The organism is Exiguobacterium indicum HHS 31, assembly GCF_001939065.1.
Lineage (GTDB): Bacteria > Bacillota > Bacilli > Exiguobacteriales > Exiguobacteriaceae > Exiguobacterium_A > Exiguobacterium_A indicum.
Genome location: NZ_MPSZ01000001.1, coordinates 248,670 through 270,980 on the forward strand (window position 1 = coordinate 248,670; position 22,311 = coordinate 270,980).

Here is a 22,311-nt window from a genome sequence, read left to right on the forward strand (position 1 = left end):
TCATGGAAAATGTAAAGAAAATCCGCCTCGACGTTCTTCTCGTCGAGCGCGGTTTGTTTGAAACGCGTGAAAAAGCGAAGCGATCGATCATGGCTGGACTGGTCTTTAGTGGTACGGAACGATTAGAGAAGGCCGGTGAGAAGGTCAAATCGGACATCGATCTGCACGTCAAAGGTCAATTGATGCCCTACGTCGGTCGTGGAGGCTTCAAGATGGAAAAGGCACTTCAAGTATTCGATTTCGATGTCACGGGTAAAACAGGTCTCGATATTGGATCGTCAACGGGTGGCTTTACCGACTGCTCCTTACAAAATGGAGCAGCACATATGTATGCGCTCGATGTCGGTTCCAATCAGCTGGACTGGAAGCTTCGCTCGGATGACCGTGTGACGGTGATGGAGAAAACGAACTTCCGGCATGCGACACCAGACATGTTCCCTGTTGCGCCGCAGTTTGCGACGATCGATGTCTCATTCATCTCGTTACGGTTGATGCTTCCGCCGCTGAAGACGATCCTCGTCGAAGGAGGAGATGTCATGGCGCTCGTCAAGCCGCAATTCGAAGCGGGGCGTGATGATATCGGTAAAAAAGGCATCGTGCGTGATGAACGGATTCATGTCCGTGTCCTCGAGGAGATGGTCGAATTCTTCATTCAACAAGGATTCTATGTGAAACAGCTCGACTATTCACCGATTACTGGTGGAGAGGGGAACATCGAGTTCTTATTGCATGCGCGCCTTGGTCAACCAGGACTTGATTCATCCGTCCATGCGACGGAGACAGTCAAGCAAGCACATGCTAGTCTTTAAACGAACAGATGAAAACGAGGGCGGATCCGGTTCATGGGTCCGTCTTCCTTGTTGTTCGGAGCGACGAAAACCGTATAATAAAATGGCAAACGTGGACTTTTAATGATTTATTGGATTACAATAGTAACATCGAAGAATACTGTGAGGTGCAGGGATGACAAAGGGGCAACGGTTGATTAAGATTCGGGAGATCATCACCCAGTCGGAAGTAGAAACCCAAGATGAATTGGTAGAGGAATTACGGAATGCAGGATATAAGGTTACACAGGCAACGGTATCACGAGATATCAAGGAACTTCATCTCGTTAAGGTCCCGTTGAATGATGGACGTTATAAATATAGTTTACCTGCCGACCAACGCTTCAACCCACTCGGGAAATTGCGGCGTCTGCTCGGGGACAGCTTCATCTCGATTGATTCTGCTCAAAATCTGATTGTCATGCATGTCCTGCCGGGAAATGCGAATGCAGTCGCTGTCTTACTGGATCATTTGAGCTGGAACGAACTGCTTGGCACGGTGTGTGGGGACGATACGATCCTATTAATCGCACGAAGTGAGGAACAAGCGAAAGAAGTGACCGAACGAATTTTAGAAATGCTGTAAGGAGTTGACAGGATGCTAGCTGAATTATCGATCAAACAATTTGCGATCATTGACGAGCTACAGATCGACTTTAAAAAAGGAATGACCGTCTTGACTGGGGAAACAGGTGCCGGTAAATCGATCGTTCTCGACGCGATCGGATTATTGATTGGTGGACGTGGATCCGCGGAATTCGTTCGATACGGGGAAGATCGGGCGGAGCTAGAAGGATTGTTTCTGATTGAAGACGACCATCTCGTCTATGATCTCGCAGAAGAGTATGGTATCGATATCGAAGATGGATTGATCATCTTACGACGTGATCTGTTCGCGACCGGGAAAAGTGTCTGTCGCGTCAACAATAAGCTGGTCACACTGACGATCTTACGGGAGTTCGGACGTGTCCTCGTCGACATGCACGGGCAACATGAACATCAGCATTTAATGGACAGTACGTATCATCAAGCGATTCTCGATGACTTCGCGCAAGAGACGATTGCACCGCTCCTTCAAGCCTACCAGTCCGGTTATCAAGCGTATGAAGAAAAACGGACGGCGCTGCAATCGCTCGCGCAAAGTGAGCAAGAACTCGCTCAACGGATTGATTTACTATCGTTTCAGACGGAAGAGATCGAAGGCGCAAAACTTCGAGCACATGAGGAAGACGAGTTGCTCGTCGAACGAAATCGTCTTGCGAATTTCGAGAAGCTATATGCGTCGTTAAAGACAGCATACGATGCTTTGCATGATGAGATGCGCGGCATCGACTCTGTCGGAGACGCGATGCGTGAATTACAACAAGCATCAAGCATCGACGAACAGTTTTCGCAGCAGAGTGACGCGATCGCAAGCGCTTTTTATGGACTCGAAGAAGTCGGGTATGCGATTCGAGATCAACTTGAAACACTTGAGTTTGATTCCAATCGACTCGATGAGATCGAACAACGTTTATCCGTCTTTCAACAACTGAAACGAAAATACGGGGCGACGATCGAGGAAGTCATTGCGTATGGGGAAAAAATTCGAGTTGAACTTGATACGATGACGAATCGAGATGAACGGATTGAGCGCTTAAAAGCCGAAGTCGAACAGCTCGAAGTCGAATTGTTTGAGATAGGTGGGCGTCTGTCGCAACAGCGTCGAAAAGCGGCCGTTCAATTAAGCGAAGCGATTCATCTGGAGTTACGTGAGCTCTACATGGAAAAAGCGCGGTTTGAAATTCGTTTTCTTCAAGACGGAAAGACACCGATGCTACGCAAGAACGGGATCGATCAAGTGGAGTTCTTCATCATGACGAATGCGGGAGAACCATTCAAGTCGCTCGGAAAAGTCGCATCGGGCGGGGAGTTATCTCGTATCATGCTCGGACTGAAGTCAATCTTCTCGCGCTCGGTCGGAGTTGCTTCGATCATTTTCGATGAAGTCGATACAGGAGTATCGGGTCGTGTCGCACAAGCGATGGCTGAAAAAATCTATCGTTTATCGGTAGACGGACAAGTGCTTTGTATTACGCACTTACCGCAAGTCGCATCGATGGCCGATCAACATCTCTATATTCGGAAAATCGAGGAGACGGATCGTACGACGACACAGGTCAACGTCTTGTCTCAGTCAGATCGAGGAAACGAACTAGGACGGATGATTTCCGGTGCACATATGACGGATTTGACGTTACGCCATGCCGAGGAATTGATGGATCAGGCGAAGACGATGAAAGAATCGCTTAAAAATGGGGTGTAAGGATTGATTAAAGTCGGGATAGCAGATGATAATCGCGAAATGGTCGAACTGATTCGCCAGCATATCTCTGCGCAAGAAGACATGGAAGTCGTTTGCGTCGCCTACAATGGCGAGAGTTGTCTCGAACGTATGAAAGAACATGAAGTGGATGTATTGCTTCTCGACATCATCATGCCTCATTTAGATGGGCTTGGTGTTCTCGAGGAGTTGATGAAGAAAAAGAAGAATCCTGCTGTCATCATGTTGAGTGCTTTCGGTAAGGATGAGGTCTCACAACAGGCGGTCACTCTCGGAGCATCGTACTTCTTACTTAAACCGTTCAGCATGGATCAGCTCGTTCAAAAAATTCGTCTCGTGACGCATCAAGGACAAGCACCGATCGTCGAAACGATTGATTTAAAAGTCGGTACGACACTGCGAGAAGTGGGGATTGCTCCGCATATTAAAGGCTTCACGTATTTAAAGGACGCTGTCTTAATGGTGCTAGAACGGGAAGATTTACTTGGATTGATCACAAAGGAACTCTATCCGACGATTGCGAAAAAACATCAAACGACGGCATCTCGCGTCGAACGAGCGATGCGTCACGCCATCAAGTCCGCTTGGAACGAAGGAATGCAACAGCACGAGCTCTTCAATGGTCGAATCGAACAAGAGAAAAGTCCGAAGAACTCGGAATTCATCTCGTATGTTTCAAGTCATATGAATCAAGAACAATCTGGTTAAAGGAAACACACCGTCTAATGGATAGACGGTGTGTTTTTAGTTCCGATCCCGCTCATAGCAAGCGATCAACACGCCGTTATCAAACGTGTGTCGTTTCGTGACGTTCCAAGTGAGGGGCGTCATTCCGTTGTCTGGAAATAGACGTTTACCAGAACCAACGATAACTGGATAGTGGATCAATCGAAGTTCGTCGATCAGATCAGCTTCATAAAGCGTATGAACGAGTTGACTACTCCCCCAGACGTGAAGCGGTGGTCCGTCCTGTTGTTTCAAGCGTATTAGTTCAGAAGTCGGTTGATTCAAATATGTCGTCGGCTGCCAACGAATAGGTGGTGTATGACGCGTAGCAACATACTTCATGGCACGATCGGCAACTGGCCAGATATCGGCATGGAGTGGCCAGTAACTCGACCATTGCTCGTAAGTCGCGCGACCGAGTAACAGGGCGCAATCCTCTTGCATCCATCCACGGATGACCTGACCGATCTCAGGATGTTGAAACGGAGCAGTCCATCCACCGTGCTTGAAGTCGTTGCTCACATCCTCATTCTTTCCGCTCGGTGCTTGAATGACACCGTCTAACGATAGATGTTCGAATACGATGATTTTTCGCATGAAGGGTCTCCTTTCGATTACGATCTGCTTATAGCATACCGTAAAGCTAAAAATATATAATAGCGCTTGCAAATAAATATTGCATAAACTGAAATGTTTGTTATAATAAAGGTACCAAATGATTTGGCAAGACGTCAGATGAACGTCGAGTCGACAAGGACTCCGGAAATCCTGTTGATGAACATCATCTCAGAACGCCAACTGTAAATGGCTCAAGAATGCCGGACGACATTCTCTTGGTAGAAGTCGTACCAAGGTATCTTGTTCATTCTAGATGGGAAATCTCGAATGAATGGGAGCTTCCATGATTTCGAAGCTAGGGAAAAGTGGAAGGTAACGGATCGTCTAAAATGAAAAGTACAGTTCGTGAAAAGGAGTGTTGTCTAGCAGTGATTGTTAGCAACCGAATGTTTGACTGCTTCAAGCGGATGACATTACGCTCCACCTAGGTCCCGAGTACAGTCAGATGATGGAACTGAAACACCATTCTATCGTTAGCCCGATAGCCAGATCTGATTTCTTTCTACCTCTTCATTAAGAGGAACACCTAAGGTTTTGGAGTACACGAATAGTTCTAACTATGAGAGGAGTTCATCCGTAAGTGAAACCAATTTTATATGAGTAAAAGGTCCCGCGCTTGAAATGAGTTCAAGAGATGGGGACCTTTTTCTGTGTTCATTTTTTTTGATAGCGATCGGAGACTTTTCCACGTTTTCGATCGCGATAAAAGACATATCCTGCGACAAATCCAATGCCACCCATCGCAAGAATCAAACCAACGAGACCTTGCAATACATATACGTAAGCCGCATCGCCTAAGTATTTAAACGGCACTTGCGCAATTAGAAAAACACTATCACGCATGAGCTTAATACCAATCGCGCCGATGATGCCGGGGATTAATAATGAGAGCAAACCAATGATACGCATAGGACGCCACTCCTTTCCAAGCGTATTGTATCAAAAAATCGATCGTTCTGCGAATCGGGTTTGCTTCCCTATTTTATTCCGAGTACGATAGAAATGTAAGCAGTTTCAAAGGGGGAATTCATATGCATCATCTACTCGTCGTCGGGGCTGGTCAAGGGGGAACAGAAGTCCTGCATGCGTTTCAACGTTCACCATTATTAACGGTCATTGGTCTTGTCGATCCAAACATGGATGCGCCTGGGGTGGCGCTTGCACGGCGTGCGGACATTCGGATTGAAACGAACTGGTCAGCTTTTGAAGGAGCTGATGTCGATTTCATCATTGACGCTACAGGAGAAACTGGCGTACTTGAGCAATTGATTCATGATTTTCCGGGAGCGGCGGTCTTACCGGGTGAATTCGTCAGAGTGTTGCTTGAGCGATTGACTGAAAAAGAGAAAATGCTCGAAGCAATCATTCATTGTACGAGCGAGGCGATTTCCGTCGCCGATCAAGACGGACAGACGATGCTGATCAATCCAGCATATACGCGTATGACTGGTTTCACGGAGCGAGACGTCGTCGGAAAACCGGCAAGTGCCGATATCGGAATGCAGGAATCCGTTCATTTGAAAGTCTTGAATACGGGCGAGAACGTGCGGGATGTTCGCATGAAGATCGGGCAAGATCAACGTGATATCATCGTCAATGCGGCACCCGTCATCGTCGATGGACAAGTCCGCGGTTCCGTTGGGGTCATTCGGGATATTTCGGAAATGAAGGCACTCGCCAAAGAATTGAAGGCAGCGCGCCAAAAAATCCGGACGCTCGAAGCTAAATATACTTTTGACGATATCATCGCTGAGAGTGAAGCGATGCGCTTCGTCGTCGATCAAGCAAAGCTTGCGGCAACGATGCCCGTCAACGTCTTGATTCGCGGTGAATCCGGAACCGGCAAGGAATTGTTTGCACATGCGATCCATGCAGCGAGCGAACGTAAATATGAACAATTCGTCCGCGTCAACTGTGCGGCAATCGCACCGACGTTACTCGAAAGTGAACTATTCGGGTACGAGGAAGGCGCGTTCTCAGGAGCGCGACGTGGTGGGAAGCGGGGATATTTCGAAGAAGCACACGGGGGTTCGCTATTCTTAGATGAGATTGGCGAACTACCACTCGACGTCCAGGCCAAACTATTACGGGTGTTACAGGAAAATGAAGTCGTTCGCGTCGGTGGGACGAAGGCGATTCCAGTCGATGTCCGGATTATCGCGGCGACGAATGCGAATCTAGAGCAAAAGATCATCATGAATGAGTTCCGAGAAGATCTCTACTACCGGATCAATCGTTTACCGATTCACATACCGGCACTACGTGAGCGACCGGATGATATCGCACCATTGACCTTGCACTTACTCCGTAAATTGAATCAAAGTTATGGACGATCGGTCGGACGGATCTCAGATGATGTACTTGAAGCAATGAAGAAGCAACCGTGGAAAGGAAATGTCCGCGAGCTTGAAAATGTCATCGGTCGCGCGTTGATTTTTACGGATAAAACAGAAACCGTCTTACGAAAAGGTCATCTTCAGCTTGTCGTGCCACAAACAACGAAAGTCACGACGAGACAGAAAAAGGAAATCAAGCATTTATCGGACGAGATGTCACACGTCGAAGAACGGTTGATTCGGGAAGCGCTTACTGCCTTTAATGGCAACAAAACAGAAGCGGCGAAACAACTCGGAATTTCTCTTCGGGCACTTTATTACAAAGTGGAACGATTTAACATCTATTCGTGAAGCGCAAATTTTTGCGTGCAATATATTGCAAAAAATGCAAAAGCGTGCAAAATTAAAGACGTTCTTGCTTAACCTACCGTCTCTTTTGAATTGGCACGAAAATTGCTATTACTATTTATGTATGACAGGTGAGGGGGGAATACGGTGAGATTCAGTGAAATGGTCGAGCAGGCAGCTCGACTCGAAGATTCCGTCGTTGCGATTGCAGCTGCGGATGACGAAGAAGTGATGGATGCTGTCGCATTAGCAATTGAGAACGATTTAGCACGTTTTCATTTGTTCGGGGATGCGACACGGATTCAGCAGATGATTCAAAAACGAGCATTACGAGAGTCACAGTTCGTGATCACGCACACTTCTACATCACAAGAAGCGGCAGAGCGTGCCGCTCATGCCGTTCGCAAAGGGGATGCGAGCGTCTTGATGAAAGGTCTTGTTCCGACAGCAACGTTCATGAAAGCTGTCTTGAACAAAGAAACGGGTCTGCGTTCAGGGAATGTCTTGTCGCATGTCGCCTTGTTCGAAGTACCGGGGCGTGAATCAGCAATCGGATTAACCGATGCAGCGATTCACATCCAACCGACACTCGAAGACAAAGTAAAGATCATCGAAAACGGTGTCTCCGCCTTACGAGCGCTTGGATACGGCTTACCAAAAGTCGCAGTCTTAGCAGCTGTCGAAGTCGTCAATCCAACGATGCAGGCAACGATTGATGCCGCTCTGCTAACACAAATGAACCGACGTGGTCAAATCAAGGATTGCCTTGTAGACGGACCACTCGCACTCGACAATGCCGTAAATCTCGTCGCTGCCCAGCAAAAAGGGCTAACGGGAGACGTAGCAGGTCAGGCGGATTTACTCGTCGTTCCGCAAATTGAAGTCGGAAACGTCATCTACAAATCACTCATGTATTTCGCACATGCCTCGGTTGCGGCGATTCTCGTCGGAGCGCGGGCGCCAGTCGTTTTGACCAGCCGTGCCGATACAGCAGAAGCAAAAATGTACTCACTAGCCTTTGCGCTATTAAATGCCCAACAGACGAAAAAAGTAAAACAAACAATCTGAGGAGGAACTTAAAATGGTCGAAACAAACGTAGAGTCACGCTTCAGCATCTTTGAAACAATGGAGATGGAAGATTACGAACAAGTCGTTTTTTGCCACGATAAAGTATCAGGATTAAAAGCAATCATTGCGATTCATGACACGACACTCGGACCGGCACTCGGTGGACTTCGCATGTGGAACTATGCATCAGACGAAGAGGCATTGATTGATGCGCTCCGTTTATCAAAAGGAATGACGTATAAGAACGCAGCCGCTGGGTTGAACCTTGGTGGTGGTAAAGCGGTCATCATCGGCGATGCGAAGACACAAAAGTCAGAAGCACTCTTCCGGGCATTCGGACGTTACGTCCAGTCACTGAACGGTCGTTACATCACAGCAGAAGATGTCAATACGACAGTTGCAGACATGGATTACATCCACATGGAGACAGATTTCGTTACTGGTGTCAGCCCAGCATTCGGATCAAGTGGTAACCCATCACCGGTTACGGCATACGGTGTCTATCGTGGAATGAAAGCAGCGGCAAAAGAAGTGTACGGAACAGATTCACTTGGTGGAAAAACGATTGCGATCCAAGGTGTCGGTAACGTTGCCTTTAATCTATGCCGTCATTTACATGAAGAAGGGGCGAAACTGATCGTCACAGACATCAATCAAGAAGCACTTCAACGTGCAGAAGAAGCATTCGGTGCCTTGATCGTCGCACCAGAAGACATCTACAGTGTCGAAGCAGATATCTTCGCACCATGTGCCCTCGGTGCGACATTGAACGACGAGACGATTCCACAATTGAAAGTCAAGATCATCGCCGGTGCAGCAAATAACCAACTCAAAGAAGACCGTCACGGTGACATGCTCGAAGAACGCGATATTTTATACGTACCAGACTTCGTCATCAATGCTGGTGGTGTCATCAACGTTGCCGATGAACTCGATGGATACAACCGTGATCGTGCCATGAAAAAAGTTGAACTCGTCTACGATGCGGTCACGAAAGTGTTCGAAATCGCAAAACGCGATCATTTACCGACATACCGTGCGGCTGAGAAAATGGCAGAAGAGCGTATCGCAACGATGCGCAGTGCCCGCAGCCAATTCTTGCGTCGTGATAAAAACATTCTAGGATCACGTGGCTGATCAGAGGAGGATATCCATGAGCGAACGTATTTTAACGATTAATCCCGGTTCGACGTCGACGAAGATCGGTATCTTCGAAGGGGCGAACCAGGTGTTCACGAAGACGTTACGCCATCCAGCGGAGGCGGTCGGAGGACCGCTTCCAGCGCAGCTGGAGATGCGTCGTCATGTGTTACTCGAAGTATTGTCTGAAGAGCAGATTGATTTGAAAGCGCTTACTGCAGTCGTGGGTCGCGGAGGACTACTCCGGCCGCTCGTCAGTGGTACGTATGCCGTCAATCGAGAAATGCGAGAAGACTTACTCAGCGGTATTTTTGGCGTCCATGCCTCGAATCTCGGCGGACTCCTCGCGGATGAGATTGCTCGGACACTCGATATCCCATCGTTCATCGTTGATCCAGTCGTCGTTGACGAACTCGAGCCGATTGCGCGGATTACAGGCTTACCTGAACTTGAACGAAAGAGTATTTTCCATGCTTTGAATCAAAAAGCTGTCGCGAAGCGGTACGCGAAGGAAATCGGGCGTCCCTATGAGGAACTGCGCCTGATCATCGCACACATGGGCGGCGGGATTACGGTCGGTGCGCACCAAGAGGGGCGTGTCATCGATGTCAACAACGGGCTCGATGGAGAAGGACCGTTTTCGCCAGAACGCAGCGGATCGCTACCTATTGGTCAACTAGTAGAACTATGTTATAGTACCAAGTATAAACTTGAAGAGATGAAGCGTCTGGTCGTTGGGTCAGGCGGACTTGTCGCGCACTTGGGAACGTTTGACGCGATTGAGATCGAGCGCCGGATTGAAGAAGGCGATGAAAAAGCGGCATTGTTATATGACGCGATGGCGTACCGGATCGCAAAAGAGATCGCTGGTCAAAGTGCCGTCTTGTTCGGGCAGATCGACGCGATCATCCTAACAGGCGGACTTGCCTATAGTGATCGATTGACGCGTGCGATCGAAGAACGCATCGTCCACCTCGGTCAAGTCGTACGTAGTCCTGGTGAAGATGAGTTGCAGGCGCTCGCAGAAGGAGTGTTGCGTGTCTTACGTGGGGAAGAAGAAGTTAAGGAATATGGAGGCGAACCAACATGGCTAGAGAATTCGACGTCGTTGTCCTAGGTGGCGGACCCGGTGGATATGTCGCCGCGATTCGTGCGGCACAAGCCGGGAAGTCGGTAGCAATCGTGGAACAAGGAAAATTAGGCGGGACATGCTTACATCGTGGCTGTATCCCATCTAAAGCCTTTTTGAAATCAGCAGCAGTCTATCAGACGGTCAAACACGCTGCTACATATGGCGTGGACGTACCGGAATCGTTTTTACGATTCGAACAGGTCAAACAACGGAAACAAGAGATCGTAGATGGATTAGAGGCAGGCATTCAGCATCTGATGAAAAAAGGAAAGATTGAAGTCTTTCATGGTCGGGGTTCGATTCTTGGACCAAGTATCTTTTCACCGATGCCGGGAACGATCAGCGTTGAGCCGGAAGAAGGCGAAGGCGAGTTGATCCTTCCGCGTCAATTGATCGTCGCGACAGGGTCGCGTCCACGTCCATTGAACGGACTCGCTTTTGATTCAGAGTATGTCCTCAGCTCGGATGATGCACTCGATATGGCAGATTTGCCAAAGTCGATCGTCATCATCGGTGGCGGCGTCATCGGTGTCGAATGGGCATCGATGTTGACGGATTTTGACGTCGCAGTAACGGTCGTCGAATTCAGCGACCGGATTTTACCGACGGAAGATGCGGCAGTCAGTCGTGAAGTCGCCCGTCAATTGAAAAAGCGGGGCGTCAAGATTCATACCGGCGCAGCTGCACAAAGTGACACGTTCCGGATGTCAGAAGACGGTGTCTCGATCGCGATCGACCGTAATGGAGAACAAACGACGCTTGAAGCGGATAAATTGCTTGTCGCAATCGGTCGAATGGCGAATGTCGAAGGCATTGGGATTGAAAACACGAATATCGTCGTCGAAAATGGCTTCATCCAAGTAGATGACCATTTCCGGACGAAGGATCAACATATCTATGCGATCGGGGATGTCATCGGTCGCTTACAACTGGCGCACGTCGCGTCAGCAGAAGGTGTCAAAGCGGTCGAGGCGATCGTCCATGGAACTACGACACCACTTGAATATGCGTTCGTGCCACGTTGTATCTACAGCGTACCGGAAGCGGCATCGGTCGGTTTGACGGAAGACGAAGCGAAACGTGCCGGAATGGACGTTAAGGTCGGAAGCTTCTCGTTCAACGGATTAGGGAAAGCGCGGATCGAAGGAGAGGCGGCAGGCTTCATCAAGCTCGTCTCCGATGCGAAGACAGATGATCTTGTCGGCGTTCACATCGTCGGACCAAAAGCAACGGAACTGATCAGTGAAGGTGGATTAGCGCTCGTACTCAATGCAACGGCATGGGAAGTCGGACAGCTCGTGCATCCGCACCCGGCCTTGTCAGAAGCATTCGGTGAAGCAGCACTTGCAGTCGACGGACTCGCGGTTCACGCCTAAGGAGGAATTACGGATGGAAAAAATAGAATTCAAAGAATTAGTAGAACTCGGATTAACGGAACAGGACGCGATTCAGATGTTCGAAACGATGGTCCGTGCGCGGAAGATCGACGAACGGATGTGGAAGTTGAACCGAGCGGGTAAAATTCCCTTCCTCGTCTCATGTCAAGGACAAGAAGCGGCTCAAGTCGGTGCAGCGTTCGCCCTTGAAAAAGGAACGGACTACATTTTGCCGTATTACCGTGATTTAGGCGTCGTCTTACACTTCGGTCAAACGTCACGCGATATCATGCTGTCGGCATTCGCAAAGGCAGAAGATCCGAACTCAGGTGGTCGTCAAATGCCAGGACACTACGGTTCACGTGCCTTGAACATCGTCACGGGTTCAAGTCCGGTCACGACACAAGTCCCACATGCTGTCGGGATCGCACTTGCTGCGAAGATGCGTAAGGAACCACTCGTTGCTTACGTCTCGTTCGGAGAGGGCTCTTCAAACCAAGGAGACTTCCATGAAGGGGCGAACTTCGCCGGAATTCATAAACTCCCGGTCATCTTGTTCTGTGAAAACAATAAATACGCGATTTCGACACCTCTCTCGAAACAGCTGTCGGCGAAACACGTCGCTGATCGGGCAATCGGCTACGGAATGCCTGGCTATACGGTAGACGGCATCGATCCACTCGCTGTCTATAAGGTCGTTAAGGAAGCACGCGAGCGCGGATTACGGGGAGAAGGTCCGACCTTGATCGAAGTTGAAGTCGAACGCCTCGTGCCACACTCATCGGATGATGACGATAAATCGTACCGTTCTGCGGAAGAACTCGATGCCTTAAAAGCACGTGACGGGATCAAACTCTTCCGGGCGCGTCTGATTGAAATGGGCGTCCTGACGGAAGAATCAGCGACTGAAATCGAACAAGCGATGGAGAAAGAAGTCGACGAAGCAACGGCTTATGCGGAAGCAGCAGCTTACGATGCGCCAGAAAATGCATTACGTTACGTGTACGACGAGGAGGAAACGAAATGACAACGTTAAGTTTAATCGAAGCGATCAATAGTGCAATCAAAGAAGAGATGGAACGCGACGAGTCCGTCTTCATCCTCGGCGAAGACGTCGGTGTCCGTGGTGGTGTTTTCCGGGCAACCCAAGGATTGCTCGAACAATTCGGAGAAGAACGTGTCATCGATGCACCACTCGCTGAAAGTGCGATTGCCGGTGTCGGAATCGGAGCTGCGATGTACGGCATGCGTCCGATTGCTGAAATGCAATTCGCTGACTTCATCATGCCAGCGGTCAACCAAATCGTCAGTGAAGCAGCGAAGATTCGGTACCGTTCGAACAATGACTGGACGTGTCCGATCGTCATCCGCGCACCGTTCGGCGGCGGAATTCACGGAGCACTTTACCATTCTCAGTCGGTCGAGGCGATGTTCAACTCGACGCCTGGTCTGAAGATCGTCATCCCGTCTAATCCATATGACGCAAAAGGATTGCTAAAGGCAGCGATTCGTTCGAATGATCCGGTCTTGTTCTTTGAGCATAAACGTGGTTATCGCCTGTTGAAAGGGGATGTTCCGGAAGGCGATTATACCGTTGAAATCGGTAAAGCAGACGTAAAACGTGAGGGAGAAGACGTGACGATCATCACCTACGGTCTGTGTGTCCATATGGCACTCGAGGCAGCAACGCGCCTTGAAAAAGACGGAATCGATGTCCACATCCTTGACTTGCGGACGGTGTATCCAATCGACCGCGAAGCAGTCGTCGAAGCGGCGAAAAAGACGGGGAAAGTCCTGCTCGTTACGGAAGATAATAAAGAAGGTAGCGTCATGAGTGAAGTGTCGGCAATCATTGCAGAAGAAGCATTGTTTGATCTCGATGCACCAATCGAACGACTCTGTGGTCCAGACGTACCAGCGATGCCATACGCTCCGACAATGGAGAAGTTCTTCAACATCTCGAGTGAGAAAATCGAAGATAAAATCCGGACGTTGCACGCATACTAAGGGGGAACTGATCGATGAAGACTGAAACACTTACGATGCCACAACTCGGAGAAAGCGTCACAGAAGGGACGATTTCGATGTGGCTCGTCAAACCGGGCGATACTGTCAAAAAATACGATCCGATTGCAGAAGTCATTACCGATAAGGTAACGGCAGAAGTCCCATCTTCGTTTGATGGTGTGATTGAAAAACTGCTTGCAGAAGAAGGCGATACGTTGCAAGTCGGTGACGCGATCGTCACGATGCAAGTCAGCGGCGGATCAACGGAAGTCGCGGCGACCGAACAAGAAGTGCCGGCTGTCGAAGAGACGACGTCGGCTGATACATCGATGAAAAAACGCTATTCACCAGCGGTCTTGAAATTATCAGGCGAACACGGCATTGATCTTGAACAAGTGACGGGTACAGGAGCGGGCGGCCGGATTACCCGGAAAGATCTCTTGAAATTGATCGAGTCTGGATCGATCCCGACACCACAAGCAACGGAACCAAAACCGGAAGCGCAAGCGGCTCCGGTAGCGCCTCCGGCAGAAGCACCACCCGCACCAAAACGTCCGGTCAGTGCACCACAACCGACGGAAACGGGCGACATCGAGATTCCGACTGCCGGTGTGCGTCAAGCGATCGCTTCGAACATGGTTCGCGCGAAACACGAAGCGCCACATGCTTGGTTGATGATCGAAGTCGATGTCACGAACTTGGTCGAAGCACGCAATCGTCATAAAGATGCGTTCTTCAAACAAGAAGGGGTCAAATTGACGTTCTTACCATTCTTCATGAAGGCGACAGTCGAAGGATTGAAGAAACATCCAATCATGAACTCGACATGGGCGGGAGATAAGATCATTCAAAAGAAAGCGATCAACCTATCACTTGCTGTCGCGACGCAGGACGCTCTGTTCGTACCAGTCGTCAAGAATGCGGATGAACTAAGCATCAAGGGGATCGCACGCGCGATTGATGACTTCGGGAAACGGGCACAAGCCGGCACGTTGTCGTCTGCAGAGATGCAAGGCGGGACGTTTACGGTCAACAATACGGGCTCATTCGGTTCAATCCAATCAGCACCGATCCTTAACTTCCCGCAGGCGGCGATTCTATCCGTTGAATCAATCGTCAAACGTCCAGTTTGGGTGAACGGCATGTTTGCAGCACGCGACATGGTCAACCTCTGTATGTCGATCGACCACCGGGTGCTCGACGGACTCGTTGCCGGACAGTTCCTACAAACTGTCAAACAAGCGCTCGAATCGATTGATCCGAACCAACTTTCCCTATATTGAGTTTTTCCAGTTGACAGGGAAGAAGAAGCATCGTAATATAAGAATCAATTCAACACACGATAGCAAAGACGAAGAGAAGTAACTTGTGAAACGATTCAAGAGAGCTGATGGGTGGTGCGAATCAGTATCGGGCAACAAGCGAATGGCCTTCTGAGCTTCAGACCGAATCCCTTCAATGGGTAGTAGGCTCTGACGGGTTCCTCCCGTTATCGGGGTCGACGAATCAGGACAACGGTCCGGTTCGTTTCAAAGGGGACGGTGTCAGCATCGTCAACGAAGGTGGTACCGCGGGTCTTCCCGTCCTTCATGTTCTACATGAATGGGCGAGAAGACCCTTTTCGTATACAATCGAATCGAACAAATCGTAGAGTGAGTTAAGTAGCGAGACAACATCGGCGTTTCAGAGAGCGGAAGAATGGTGCGACTTCCGTACGGCGAGGTTTCGTGAATGGTCTCATGAGAGCGTGGCTGAACGAAGAAGTAGGTCGCGACGGATGCCCCCGTTATCGTAGGCTATGATGTCTCTTATTAAGACGCATCAGACAAAGTGGGAACGGTCAAACCGTTCCAATCGAGAGGTGGCACCGCGAGATAATCGTCCTCCATGCAGCATACGCTGTGTGGGGGACTTTTTTATATTCCAGGAGGCGAACAGGGATGGTTCAGACAGACACACTTATCATCGAACAACTTGAACTAAACGGCGACGAGATGACGCCGATCATGATTTTTCAACAACTGAGCGGAACACAGAAATGTTTGCTTGAAAGTTCTGCGCATACGGATCAAGGACGGTATTCGATCATCGGTGTTGATCCGGTGGAGATGATTCGCGCAGAGGGACGGACCGTGACGCGGGAACAGTTGACGACAGGTCGATTGACGCAGGAAACGGGTGATCCAGTACGACTGATGCAACAGATGATCCTCCGGGGTGGAGTTGAAGAAGACCTTCCGTTTTTAGCGGGTGGGATCGGATATGTCGGTTACGACATGATGCGCGCCTATGAAACGCTTGGTGATATTCCAGAGCGAACGAGGCAACTACCGGACGCGCTACTCGCCGTATACGACCAAATCATCCTGTTCGATCATCTCGAACATCGTGTTCATTTGATTCAGACGTCGCTCGGTGGCATCACCGATCGTGATGAATTACGTCAACGTCTAGCAGCCCGGAAAGCACAACTTGAGCAACCGCGAGAGCGAACGGACATCGAGCGTCCACTCCGGGATGTCGTCTATGAACCGTTAATGGATCAAGAGACGTTTGAAGGACTCGTCGAACAAGCGAAGAGACACATCCGCCAAGGCGACGTCTTCCAACTGGTTCTCTCGCAACGACTTGATGCGACGTTCTCAGGTGATCCGTTCCAATTTTATCGGAAGCTCCGCAAGGACAATCCGAGCCCTTATCTCTTCTATATCGACTTAGGCGAAGCAATCGTACTCGGGGCCTCCCCGGAAAGTTTGGTCCAAGTCAAAGGGAATCGCGTGACGACGAATCCGATTGCCGGTACACGCCGCCGGGGGAAGACGAAAGAGGAAGATGGACGGTTAGCAGAAGAGTTGCTGCACGACGAGAAGGAACGAGCGGAACATCGAATGCTTGTCGATCTTGGACGCAACGACTTAGGACGGATTTGCCAGATTGGTACCGTCGAGGTGACGCGATTCATGCAAATCGAGCGCTTCAAGAACGTCATGCACCTCGTTTCTGTCGTTGAAGGAACGTTAGCGGACGGAAAGACCGGCGCAGACGCACTCGTCTCTTGTTTACCGGCTGGGACGGTCACGGGAGCTCCGAAAATTCGAGCGATGCAGTTGATTGACCAGTATGAAGAGGTGAAACGAGAAGTATATGCCGGGGCGGTCGGCTATTTCGATGTTCGGGGGAATATGGATTTTGCCCTCGCTATCCGGACGATGGTGATCAAGGATGGTGTCGCTTCTGTTCAAGCAGGGGCTGGTATCGTTTACGATTCGATTCCACGCCTCGAGTACCAGGAGACGTTACACAAAGCGAAATCACTACTGGAGGTTTGGAAATGATCATCCTAATTGATAATTATGATTCTTTTACCTATAACCTATACCAATACGCATCCGTTTATACGGACGTTCACGTCATTCGAAACGATGCGGTCAGCATCGAAGAACTACGCGAGATGAAACCAGACGGCATCATTCTCTCACCCGGTCCCGGTCGCCCGGCTGACGCTGGCATCTGCATCGATCTCATTCGTCAATTATCGGGTCGAGTACCGATTCTCGGTGTCTGTCTCGGACATCAGGCAATCGGCGAAGCATTCGGAGGACGCGTCGTCGAAGCACCGGTCATCATGCACGGGAAGACATCGATGATTCGACAATCGGGACAACTCTTCGACGAAATGACGGAAACGTTAGAGGTCATGCGCTATCATTCGCTGATCGTCGCTCGAAACGACTTACCGACGGAGCTCGTCATCACGGCAGAAACGGATGACCGGACAATCATGGCACTCGAGCACCGGACGCATCCGACGTTCGGAATCCAGTTCCATCCGGAATCCGTCGGAACACCACAAGGACAGCAGATGATTGAACGATTCATTGAATTGACAAAGGAGTGACGAACGATGAAAGAGACGTTATTGAAACTAGCAGAAGCGAAACATTTACGATACGAAGAGATGCAACAGGCAGCACGCGAACTGTTTGCGGAAGACGTGACCGATAGCGAAATTGCCGCTTTTCTCGTCGCATTGAAAGCAAAAGGGGAGACTGCAGAAGAATTAGCCGGTCTCGCTTCGATCATGCGCGAGGTCGCCCTCGACATTCCAGTCACCGGCGATTTCATGGATAACTGCGGCACGGGAGGCGACGGCTCACAATCGTTCAACATCAGTACGACAGCCGCCTTCGTTCTAGCCGGTGCCGGCATGAAAGTCGCAAAGCACGGAAATCGGAGTGTCTCAAGTAAAACAGGCAGCGCTGATGTGCTCGAAGCACTCGGGGTTTCGCTCGATGCGACACCGGAACGTTTAGCAGAACAGCTCGAGTCGAACGGAATCGCCTTCTTGTTTGCGCAACGGATGCACCCACGCGTCAAGCAAATCATGAAGGTCCGACGCGATCTGCGGATTCCAACGATCTTTAACTTGATCGGACCGTTGACGAATCCGGTCCCGCTCAAGACACAACTATTAGGAATTTACCGGGAGGATATGCTCGAGACGATGGCGTTGACATTGCACCGACTCGGGCGGAAGCGAGCAATCGTCTTACATGGTGCGAATGGAATGGATGAAGCATCCCTTGCCGGAACGAACCAACTCGTCTTACTCGACGAAGGTGAGCTGATCCGCTTCAGTCTTCACCCGGAGGAAGTCGGACTGAAGACCGCACCGCTTGAAGCAATTCGCGGAGGTAGTGCACAAGAGAATGCGGCGATTTTACTCCGTGTTCTTGGTGGAGAGCATGGTGCTTATCGCGACACGGTTCTACTCAATGCGGGAATTGCTCTCTTTGCAGCAAATCGGGCGAAAACGATCGAAGAAGGGATCGCCTTAGCAGCAGATAGCATCGACTCAGGACGGGCGATGGAACGATTGAATCAATTACGACAAATGACACGGGAGGAAGCAATCGGATGAATATCTTAGATCGCATCATCGAAACGAAACGGACAGAAGTCCTGCAATTAAAATTAACTGGTGTCGAACGGATTGATCGGGAGGCATTGAAGCCGTCGATTAAGCAACGACTAGCGGGAGCGGATTTATCCGTCATCGCGGAAATTAAACGAGCTTCGCCATCAAAAGGGGCCATCGCACTCGACGTCGACGTCATCGCTCAGGCCAAACAATATGAAGCGAGTGGGGCGACTGTCATCTCTGTCTTGACGGACGAGACGTACTTCAAAGGATCGATGGACGATTTAGCGGCAGTCGCTGCAGCAGTCGACATCCCGGTGCTTTGTAAGGATTTCATGATTGATCGGATTCAAATTGACCGGGCAAAAGCACATGGGGCACGGTTGATTCTCTTAATTGTCGCCGCTCTCGAGCAGGAGACGCTTGCTGACTTGTATGCATATGCTTACGCGGAAGGACTTGAGGTCTTAGTCGAAGTCCATGACGAAGAGGAGTTACGCCGGGCAGAGGCGATCGGTGCGCAAATCATTGGCATCAACAACCGGAACTTGAAAAAGTTCGAAGTCGATTTACAGACATCGGTCGGATTACTCGAACAAAAACAACCGGACGTCCGGTATATCAGCGAGAGTGGCATCAAGACAGTCGAGGAAGCACAGCGATTACACGCTGCCGGTGCAGACGGGATCCTCGTAGGTGAGACGTTGATGCGGGCAGACGATCCACAAGTCTTCATTCGAGAAGTGAGTGGCGTTCGCGTATGACACGGATTAAGTTCTGTGGTCTCCGGGAAAGAGAACATGTCGAAGCGGCAGTTCGCTTAGCGGACTACATCGGCTTCGTCTTTGCTAAAAGCAAACGACAGGTCACGCTAGAAGAGGCGGCGCGTCTTAGACGCGACATTCCGAGTACGGTCCAGGTCGTCGGTGTCTTCGTCTCCCCGACCTATCAGCAGGTGACCGACGCCGTCGAACAAGTCGCGCTAGATCTCGTCCAAATTCATGGTGTCATTCCGGACGGAGAGATACCAGTTCCCGTCATTCAAGCGATTCCGGTAACGAACATCGCAGAAATAGAGCAACAGACGGAGTATTTGCTCGTCGACGCACCGGTTGCTGGAAGTGGCGAGACATTCGACTGGTCACGAGACATTCAAGCCGATCGTCCACTATTCATTGCCGGTGGCTTGACAGCAGGAAACGTCGGAGAAGCAATCAAACGATATCACCCGTTCGCCGTCGATGTCTCAAGTGGCATCGAGACGGATGGACGGAAAGATCCCATCAAAATGCAGGCATTCGCAGATGCCGTAAAGGAGAGAGAAGTATGAGCTACGCACAACCAGATACACTCGGACAATACGGTAAATACGGAGGACGCTACATCCCGGAAACATTGATGCACGCGGTGATCGAACTCGAAGAAGCTTACGCAACGGTAAAAGAAGATCCAGCGTTTCAAGCGCGAATGGACGAGTTATTGAAAGAATACGTCGGACGTGAAACACCACTTTATTTTGCCGAACATTTGACGCAAACGATCGGTGGCGCAAAGATCTATTTGAAACGAGAAGACTTGAACCATACCGGTGCCCATAAAATCAACAATACGATCGGTCAAGCGTTATTGGCTGAACGGATGGGGAAACGAAAAATCGTTGCTGAGACAGGGGCAGGACAACACGGTGTCGCGACTGCGACGGTCTGTGCCTTACTCGATCTCGAGTGTGTCATCTTCATGGGAGAAGAGGACGTCCGTCGTCAAGAGTTGAACGTCTTCCGGATGGAGTTACTTGGAGCAACCGTCATCCCGGTCACACAAGGCAGTCGGACACTTAAAGATGCCGTCAATGAAGCACTCCGTTACTGGGTCAAACATGTCGAAGACACGCATTACTTGATGGGTTCTGTTCTCGGCCCCCACCCATTCCCACAACTCGTCCGTGACTTCCAAGCGGTCATCGGAAAAGAGACACGACGTCAAATCATCGAAAAAGAGGGGCGTCTGCCGGAGGCAATCGTCGCTTGTGTCGGCGGTGGTAGTAACGCAATCGGGATGTTCCATCCGTTCATCGATGATACAGATGTAAAATTGTACGGAATCGAAGCAGCGGGCAGCGGAATCGACACAGAAAAACACGCAGCGACGATGACAAAAGGAGAGGTCGGTGTCTTGCATGGCTCGATGATGTATCTCTTACAGGATGCACACGGTCAAGTACAAGAAGCGCACTCGATCTCAGCTGGACTCGATTACCCGGGTGTCGGTCCGGAGCATAGCTTGCTAAAAGATATCGGTCGCGTCCAATATGAAGCGGTGACCGATGAACAAGCACTCGAAGCACTCCAGTTGTTGAGCCGCAAGGAGGGAATCATCCCGGCACTTGAGTCGGCACACGCGATTGCCTACGCGACTCAACTCGCGGCAGAGATGGACAAGGAAGAGATTCTCGTCATCTGCTTATCAGGACGGGGCGATAAAGACGTCGTCACTGTCAGAAACGCACTAAAGGGGGAAGCGTGATGCGATTAGAAACAGCCATTCGTACCGTTACGAGCCAAGGGGAGAAAGCCTTCATTCCGTACGTCATGGGGGGAGACGGAGGGATTGATCAACTCCCGGAAATCCTGTCGTTTCTCGCTGAATCCGGAGCGACAGCGATTGAAGTCGGTGTTCCGTTTTCGGATCCTGTCGCTGACGGTCCAGTCATTCAAGAAGCGGGACTTCGGGCACTAGAAGCGAACGTTGGACTGAAGGATGTCCTCGAGGCAGTTCGCGTTGCTCGTCAGACCGTCGATGTTCCTGTCGTCTTGATGACGTACTTAAATCCGATTTTCCGCTACGGATTAACGGCGTTTCTAGCGACATGTCGCAAAGTCGGGGTCGATGGACTGATCATTCCTGATTTGCCGCTTGAGCAGAGCGAACAGTTTTTCGAGCAAGAGGACAAATCGGACATCGCGCTCGTCCAGCTCGTCTCCTTGACGAGTCCGATGGAGCGGATTCAAAAGATTGCCGATAAAAGTGAAGGATTCCTCTATGCGGTCACGGTCAACGGAACGACAGGTGGACAGACGACGTTTGATACGGCGCTTGAAGACCACTTAGCGAACGTCGCAGAAAATAGTCCAGTACCAGTCCTTGCCGGGTTCGGGATCAGTACACCGGAACACGTCAAACAATTGAGCCGCCCAGTCTCGGGGGTCATCGTCGGCAGTAAAATCGTCGATTTACTGCATCAGAACGATCGAGAAACAATTCAACAGTTGATGGCAGCACGTCTTGCGACGACGCCGTCGCATTAATAAAAAGGACCTGACTCAAAAGTCAGTCTATACAAAGATAAGGGTGGCAGAATGATGATCTGCCACCCTTATCTCGTAACAAAAAGAATGACGCGTCACACACCACTCTTACAGGATCAGGCGCATTTATGCGCTGTTAGAGACGAACAAGACCCGCTTTTCTGCTTGAATGAAGCAGGAAAG

21 protein-coding genes and 2 other annotated features are annotated in these 22,311 nt (G+C 50.1%); of the genes, 19 read left to right on the forward strand and 2 right to left on the reverse strand.

What is annotated here, in order from left to right; translation table 11 throughout:
• Positions 1-2 precede the first annotated feature (2 nt).
• The 4 genes from N179_RS01285 to spo0A all read left to right on the forward strand — a co-directional run bounded on the left by N179_RS01285 (position 3) and on the right by spo0A (position 3,858).
• Complete coding sequence (locus N179_RS01285) at positions 3-809, forward strand: TlyA family RNA methyltransferase (RefSeq protein ID WP_041255024.1); 807 nt, start codon at positions 3-5, stop codon at positions 807-809.
• Positions 810-963: 154 nt separating this feature from the next.
• The gene (gene ahrC, locus N179_RS01290; RefSeq protein ID WP_023467586.1) at positions 964-1,413 is read left to right on the forward strand and encodes a transcriptional regulator AhrC/ArgR; all 450 of its coding nucleotides are present in this window, start codon (positions 964-966) and stop codon (positions 1,411-1,413) included.
• A 12-nt stretch (positions 1,414-1,425) separates the two neighbouring features.
• The gene (gene recN / locus N179_RS01295; RefSeq protein ID WP_055966852.1) at positions 1,426-3,132 is read left to right on the forward strand and encodes a DNA repair protein RecN; all 1,707 of its coding nucleotides are present in this window, start codon (positions 1,426-1,428) and stop codon (positions 3,130-3,132) included.
• 3 nt (positions 3,133-3,135) lie between these two features.
• Positions 3,136-3,858, forward strand: coding sequence for a sporulation transcription factor Spo0A (gene spo0A / locus N179_RS01300; protein WP_023467588.1), 723 nt, complete (start codon positions 3,136-3,138; stop codon positions 3,856-3,858).
• 36 nt (positions 3,859-3,894) lie between these two features.
• On the opposite strand, the gene N179_RS01305 is transcribed toward spo0A, so the two are convergent.
• Positions 3,895-4,473, reverse strand: a complete 579-nt coding sequence (locus N179_RS01305; RefSeq protein WP_055966849.1) for a dihydrofolate reductase family protein — start codon at positions 4,471-4,473, stop codon at positions 3,895-3,897.
• A gap of 675 nt (positions 4,474-5,148) precedes the next feature.
• Positions 5,149-5,403: a DUF2627 family protein gene (locus N179_RS01310; protein ID WP_023467590.1), complete on the reverse strand. Its 255-nt coding sequence runs from the start codon at positions 5,401-5,403 to the stop codon at positions 5,149-5,151.
• A gap of 122 nt (positions 5,404-5,525) precedes the next feature.
• On the opposite strand from N179_RS01310, the gene N179_RS01315 reads away from it, so the two are divergent.
• The 15 genes from N179_RS01315 (at position 5,526) to trpA (ending at position 22,128) form a co-directional block, all read left to right on the forward strand.
• On the forward strand, positions 5,526-7,181 hold the full coding sequence (locus N179_RS01315; protein ID WP_023467591.1) for a sigma-54-dependent Fis family transcriptional regulator: 1,656 nt from the start codon (positions 5,526-5,528) through the stop codon (positions 7,179-7,181).
• 144 nt (positions 7,182-7,325) lie between these two features.
• Positions 7,326-8,246, forward strand: coding sequence for a phosphate butyryltransferase (gene yqiS, locus N179_RS01320; RefSeq protein WP_041255026.1), 921 nt, complete (start codon positions 7,326-7,328; stop codon positions 8,244-8,246).
• A 13-nt stretch (positions 8,247-8,259) separates the two neighbouring features.
• On the forward strand, positions 8,260-9,384 hold the full coding sequence (locus N179_RS01325; RefSeq protein ID WP_023467593.1) for a Leu/Phe/Val dehydrogenase: 1,125 nt from the start codon (positions 8,260-8,262) through the stop codon (positions 9,382-9,384).
• 16 nt (positions 9,385-9,400) lie between these two features.
• Entirely contained in the window at positions 9,401-10,504 is a 1,104-nt protein-coding gene (gene buk / locus N179_RS01330) for a butyrate kinase (protein WP_075642618.1), read from the forward strand.
• Complete coding sequence (gene lpdA, locus N179_RS01335; RefSeq protein ID WP_023467594.1) at positions 10,474-11,895, forward strand: dihydrolipoyl dehydrogenase; 1,422 nt, start codon at positions 10,474-10,476, stop codon at positions 11,893-11,895. The genes buk and lpdA overlap by 31 nt, the downstream gene beginning before the upstream one ends.
• 13 nt (positions 11,896-11,908) lie before the next feature.
• On the forward strand, positions 11,909-12,922 hold the full coding sequence (locus N179_RS01340; RefSeq protein WP_023467595.1) for a thiamine pyrophosphate-dependent dehydrogenase E1 component subunit alpha: 1,014 nt from the start codon (positions 11,909-11,911) through the stop codon (positions 12,920-12,922).
• Positions 12,919-13,902: an alpha-ketoacid dehydrogenase subunit beta gene (locus N179_RS01345; RefSeq protein ID WP_023467596.1), complete on the forward strand. Its 984-nt coding sequence runs from the start codon at positions 12,919-12,921 to the stop codon at positions 13,900-13,902. Before N179_RS01340 ends, N179_RS01345 begins: the two co-directional genes overlap by 4 nt.
• A gap of 14 nt (positions 13,903-13,916) precedes the next feature.
• Positions 13,917-15,185, forward strand: coding sequence for a dihydrolipoamide acetyltransferase family protein (locus tag N179_RS01350; protein WP_075642029.1), 1,269 nt, complete (start codon positions 13,917-13,919; stop codon positions 15,183-15,185).
• A 56-nt stretch (positions 15,186-15,241) separates the two neighbouring features.
• Positions 15,242-15,493 (forward strand) — a binding site (T-box leader).
• A gap of 48 nt (positions 15,494-15,541) precedes the next feature.
• Positions 15,542-15,791 (forward strand) — a binding site (T-box leader).
• Between the two features lie 51 nt (positions 15,792-15,842).
• Positions 15,843-17,237, forward strand: a complete 1,395-nt coding sequence (gene trpE, locus N179_RS01360) for an anthranilate synthase component I (RefSeq protein ID WP_075642030.1) — start codon at positions 15,843-15,845, stop codon at positions 17,235-17,237.
• Positions 17,234-17,800 carry an anthranilate synthase component II gene (locus N179_RS01365; protein ID WP_023467600.1) on the forward strand — a complete coding sequence of 189 codons (567 nt, stop codon included), beginning with the start codon at positions 17,234-17,236 and terminating at the stop codon, positions 17,798-17,800. The genes trpE and N179_RS01365 overlap by 4 nt, the downstream gene beginning before the upstream one ends.
• A 6-nt stretch (positions 17,801-17,806) precedes the next feature.
• Positions 17,807-18,823, forward strand: a complete 1,017-nt coding sequence (gene trpD, locus N179_RS01370) for an anthranilate phosphoribosyltransferase (RefSeq protein WP_035398277.1) — start codon at positions 17,807-17,809, stop codon at positions 18,821-18,823.
• Positions 18,820-19,587 carry an indole-3-glycerol phosphate synthase TrpC gene (gene trpC, locus N179_RS01375; RefSeq protein WP_041255028.1) on the forward strand — a complete coding sequence of 256 codons (768 nt, stop codon included), beginning with the start codon at positions 18,820-18,822 and terminating at the stop codon, positions 19,585-19,587. Before trpD ends, trpC begins: the two co-directional genes overlap by 4 nt.
• On the forward strand, positions 19,584-20,153 hold the full coding sequence (locus tag N179_RS01380) for a phosphoribosylanthranilate isomerase (RefSeq protein WP_041255030.1): 570 nt from the start codon (positions 19,584-19,586) through the stop codon (positions 20,151-20,153). Before trpC ends, N179_RS01380 begins: the two co-directional genes overlap by 4 nt.
• A complete protein-coding gene (gene trpB / locus N179_RS01385; protein ID WP_023467602.1) occupies positions 20,150-21,346 on the forward strand; it encodes a tryptophan synthase subunit beta in 1,197 nt (398 codons plus the stop codon). The genes N179_RS01380 and trpB overlap by 4 nt, the downstream gene beginning before the upstream one ends.
• Positions 21,346-22,128, forward strand: coding sequence for a tryptophan synthase subunit alpha (trpA, locus tag N179_RS01390; RefSeq protein ID WP_075642031.1), 783 nt, complete (start codon positions 21,346-21,348; stop codon positions 22,126-22,128). The genes trpB and trpA overlap by 1 nt, the downstream gene beginning before the upstream one ends.
• Positions 22,129-22,311: the final 183 nt, after the last annotated feature.

What these genes read in the sequence shown, in the direction of transcription:
- N179_RS01325 (WP_023467593.1), top strand. Translation starts at nt 8,260, where the DNA reads ATGGTCGAAACAAACGTAGAGTCACGCTTCAGCATCTTTGAAACAATG.
- N179_RS01310 (WP_023467590.1), bottom strand. Translation starts at nt 5,403, where the DNA reads ATGCGTATCATTGGTTTGCTCTCATTATTAATCCCCGGCATCATCGGC.
- trpE (WP_075642030.1), top strand. Translation starts at nt 15,843, where the DNA reads ATGGTTCAGACAGACACACTTATCATCGAACAACTTGAACTAAACGGC.
- N179_RS01365 (WP_023467600.1), top strand. Translation starts at nt 17,234, where the DNA reads ATGATCATCCTAATTGATAATTATGATTCTTTTACCTATAACCTATAC.
- N179_RS01345 (WP_023467596.1), top strand. Translation starts at nt 12,919, where the DNA reads ATGACAACGTTAAGTTTAATCGAAGCGATCAATAGTGCAATCAAAGAA.
- trpD (WP_035398277.1), top strand. Translation starts at nt 17,807, where the DNA reads ATGAAAGAGACGTTATTGAAACTAGCAGAAGCGAAACATTTACGATAC.
- N179_RS01350 (WP_075642029.1), top strand. Translation starts at nt 13,917, where the DNA reads ATGAAGACTGAAACACTTACGATGCCACAACTCGGAGAAAGCGTCACA.
- N179_RS01315 (WP_023467591.1), top strand. Translation starts at nt 5,526, where the DNA reads ATGCATCATCTACTCGTCGTCGGGGCTGGTCAAGGGGGAACAGAAGTC.
- N179_RS01340 (WP_023467595.1), top strand. Translation starts at nt 11,909, where the DNA reads ATGGAAAAAATAGAATTCAAAGAATTAGTAGAACTCGGATTAACGGAA.
- lpdA (WP_023467594.1), top strand. Translation starts at nt 10,474, where the DNA reads ATGGCTAGAGAATTCGACGTCGTTGTCCTAGGTGGCGGACCCGGTGGA.
- N179_RS01305 (WP_055966849.1), bottom strand. Translation starts at nt 4,473, where the DNA reads ATGCGAAAAATCATCGTATTCGAACATCTATCGTTAGACGGTGTCATT.
- trpB (WP_023467602.1), top strand. Translation starts at nt 20,150, where the DNA reads ATGAGCTACGCACAACCAGATACACTCGGACAATACGGTAAATACGGA.
- ahrC (WP_023467586.1), top strand. Translation starts at nt 964, where the DNA reads ATGACAAAGGGGCAACGGTTGATTAAGATTCGGGAGATCATCACCCAG.
- N179_RS01285 (WP_041255024.1), top strand. Translation starts at nt 3, where the DNA reads ATGGAAAATGTAAAGAAAATCCGCCTCGACGTTCTTCTCGTCGAGCGC.
- trpA (WP_075642031.1), top strand. Translation starts at nt 21,346, where the DNA reads ATGCGATTAGAAACAGCCATTCGTACCGTTACGAGCCAAGGGGAGAAA.
- recN (WP_055966852.1), top strand. Translation starts at nt 1,426, where the DNA reads ATGCTAGCTGAATTATCGATCAAACAATTTGCGATCATTGACGAGCTA.
- trpC (WP_041255028.1), top strand. Translation starts at nt 18,820, where the DNA reads ATGAATATCTTAGATCGCATCATCGAAACGAAACGGACAGAAGTCCTG.
- buk (WP_075642618.1), top strand. Translation starts at nt 9,401, where the DNA reads ATGAGCGAACGTATTTTAACGATTAATCCCGGTTCGACGTCGACGAAG.
- N179_RS01380 (WP_041255030.1), top strand. Translation starts at nt 19,584, where the DNA reads ATGACACGGATTAAGTTCTGTGGTCTCCGGGAAAGAGAACATGTCGAA.